This is a genomic window from Candidatus Jordarchaeum sp. (genome assembly GCF_052745115.1).
Genome location: NZ_JBRAKS010000455.1, coordinates 1 through 2,705, shown reverse-complemented (window position 1 = coordinate 2,705; position 2,705 = coordinate 1). Strand labels below are relative to the sequence as shown.

The following is a 2,705-nucleotide window of genomic DNA, read 5'->3' as shown; positions in this document are numbered from 1 at the left end:
AAAATATTTCTCTTACCCCTCATATTAGGGGCTGTTTTTATCTTTATGGAGAAGCGATCGAGCTTGTTTTTCTATATTCGAGCCACTGGATCAAACGAACAAGTAGTCAGGAACCTCGGAGTTAACGTCGATAAAACTAAAATTCTTGCATTTTTCATTGCGGGAATCTTATATGCTTTAGCAGGAATGATACTGGCCTCAAGGTTGGGGGCTGGGTATCCAAATGCTGGTTTTGGGGCCGAACTCACCATAATCGCCGCTGCCGTCGTTGGAGGTATCTCCCTGCGGGGAGGAAGAGGAACATTATTGGGGGGTATCGTAGGGGCGGTTTTATTGTCAACCATAATTAATATCATGACTCTGAAGGGACTGTCTACCTACTGGCAGATGGTTGTTCAAGGGATCATCATTACAGGCGCAGCTGTTGTGTACAGGAAGAAGGCTGAGTATGCGAAGTAAATTGCTGGGTGAGCTTAGCACTTGGGTCATAGCCCTGATGATATTCTATGTGGGAGGACTGGCTTTAATAGTGATATATAGCATTTTGGGAAGCGGGGAAAAAATGCTTGCTTCCCATAGCATATTTGATGCTAGAATCTATGTTGATGAGAACCCTCCGAGACTCTCATTGGCTATTAGCAACTCTGGAGACGTCAGGCTTGAAATAAAGGAAATAAAAGTCGGCGATAGAACTTACAAGCTTCCAGTCGAAGGAATGTTAGGTACCACCACCCTTGAGGTCGGTGAGCGAGTCACGCTTGATATACCCCTTCAAGGAGATTTCGAAGCAGGACAGAAATATGAACTAAAAATTATAACTGACCCGCCCTCCGAACCTAAAAATGTACTAGAGGCTGGTGCAACAAAAAAGTATTGGAGTTATGGATTATCAAAGGACAAATTCGATGCATTTAATCTACCTCAAGAAAGTCTTACGGTTTCTGCGGGAGCTCGGTCAATTTCCAACCAGCCCCAGAAAACCGCAGGACTTTTGGTCGGTTTAAACCCAAAGATTTAAATGGGGCAATAGATGGGAGAACTAATAGCCACCAGAGGTCTCAACAAAAAATTCGGTGCAGTAACTGCACTAGATAATTTTGATTTTGATCTCAATAGAAATGAAATAGTCGGGCTAGTAGGTGACAATGCCGCTGGAAAATCGACTTTCTTGAAGACCATCTATGGAATTTATCGGCCTGAATCAGGGAAAATCTACATAAAGGGGAAGGAATCGACCATTGATAATCCATCTGATGCAAGAGATATGGGAATTGAAATAGTTTTCCAGGATTTCATGCTGTGTCCAGATTTGAAGGGAATAGAAAATATCTTCCTAGGTAGGGAAAAAATAAGTTTCGGTTTTCTTCGGAAGGATTATATGAAAAATATCCTTAGACACTTGCTGGAAAAGGTGTTTTTTGATGTGGATGTGGAGAAGGTTACAGGAGAGCTTTCTGGAGGTCAGCAGCAGCTCATAGCTATTTTAAGGATATTCCTATTTGAGCCTGATATACTTTTACTTGATGAACCCACGGCAAATCTTTCAAAAGGTGCAGCGAAAGACTTGATAGAAAATTTGGTGCCTTTTGTTAGGGAGAGGAACGCTGGCGTTATCTATGTATCGCACAATCTGGAGGAGGTGATAGCCATATCCGATAGGATAATCGTTATGAGGAGAGGAAAAAACGTGGCAGCGTTTGAAAGCAGCAAAACCACTGTGTCAGAACTTTTAAAGTACATGATGGCAAGAGAATAGTTTCGGCCTTTTATCACACTTATTTGTTTCAGTTACCAGAAAGTGATCATGGAAAATTTTCTGTATTACATTCTGCTCTCGGGGTAAGTACTTCGGCAAAAGATTCTCATTGAACCATTTACCTTATATGAACCAGGAAGATGAGGAAATTATTTCTTATAACCCTCTATATATTTGCCCTTCTCTTTTTTTATTTCTACATTCAATCTTTGAAACAACTTTCAGTTCGTCTCTTTCTTCTTTGATTATCTTTCTCAGCTTTTCTGTTGGATTGCTGATTAACTCAATATCGAATTCTCTAAAGAACTCGGGATTAAATTCATAACATCGTAAAGGTTTATTCTCACGAATATTTTTTAGAACCCTTTCTCTTTCAATGCACGCCTTCTTTAATAAGTAATTCTCAATTTCATTATAAAGTTTGAATGACATTAACAATTTGTTCGCATGCTCTTTTTCGATTAGACTGGATCCTTTTCAATGTATGATGCTATCTTCCTCAGAACTTTAGCTACTCCTTATTTTATTTACGGTTCATATCCATTGACATAAAATAATAACTCCCTTACCTTCCTCTGGTAAGGGAGTTACTCCTGAGCGGGAAACGGGAATCGAACCCGCGACATTCAGCTTGGGAAGCTGACGTTCTACCCCTGAACTATTCCCGCATAATATATTTCTTGCATATATATTTCTAACATTGACATTCGGTGATGTCAATATAAATTTTATCGTGTTTTTAATTACAGGTAAAAAAATAAAACCTGAATCCATCTTTTATTAAAAGAATCGATGAAAATGTGTTATGATTTATTATAAATCCCCTACTGGAGGCTAAAATGAAACGCTTTGGAATAGTACTGGCTGTTGTGGTGTTGATTTCGGTTTTTATTTCTGGCTGCGCCAAGATGGCGATAGAAAAAACGATATCTGAATTTGAGGATGCAGT

General features: G+C 39.4%; 4 protein-coding genes and 1 tRNA gene. 3 read left to right on the top strand and 2 right to left on the bottom strand.

What is annotated here, in order from left to right; all coding sequences use genetic code 11:
• From ACUVXA_RS19485 to ACUVXA_RS19475, 3 genes are all read left to right on the top strand, one after another.
• Positions 1-459, top strand: a 459-nt coding sequence (locus ACUVXA_RS19485) for an ABC transporter permease (RefSeq protein WP_445872957.1), incomplete at its 5' end; no start/stop codon positions are given.
• A complete protein-coding gene (locus ACUVXA_RS19480; RefSeq protein WP_445872956.1) occupies positions 449-1,018 on the top strand; it encodes a hypothetical protein in 570 nt (189 codons plus the stop codon). The genes ACUVXA_RS19485 and ACUVXA_RS19480, both read left to right, overlap by 11 nt.
• 12 nt (positions 1,019-1,030) lie before the next feature.
• The gene (locus tag ACUVXA_RS19475) at positions 1,031-1,756 is read left to right on the top strand and encodes an ATP-binding cassette domain-containing protein (protein ID WP_445872955.1); all 726 of its coding nucleotides are present in this window, start codon (positions 1,031-1,033) and stop codon (positions 1,754-1,756) included.
• Positions 1,757-1,912: 156 nt separating this feature from the next.
• On the opposite strand, the gene ACUVXA_RS19470 is transcribed toward ACUVXA_RS19475, so the two are convergent.
• Positions 1,913-2,188 (bottom strand): hypothetical protein, encoded by a 276-nt coding sequence (locus tag ACUVXA_RS19470; protein ID WP_445872954.1) that lies wholly within the window; start codon positions 2,186-2,188, stop codon positions 1,913-1,915.
• A gap of 164 nt (positions 2,189-2,352) precedes the next feature.
• Positions 2,353-2,424: transfer RNA gene (locus tag ACUVXA_RS19465), tRNA-Gly, on the bottom strand.
• Positions 2,425-2,705 lie beyond the last annotated feature (281 nt).

Coding starts and splice junctions, on each gene's coding strand:
- ACUVXA_RS19480 (WP_445872956.1), top strand. CDS start 449: ATGCGAAGTAAATTGCTGGGTGAGCTTAGCACTTGGGTCATAGCCCTG.
- ACUVXA_RS19475 (WP_445872955.1), top strand. CDS start 1,031: ATGGGAGAACTAATAGCCACCAGAGGTCTCAACAAAAAATTCGGTGCA.
- ACUVXA_RS19470 (WP_445872954.1), bottom strand. CDS start 2,188: ATGTCATTCAAACTTTATAATGAAATTGAGAATTACTTATTAAAGAAG.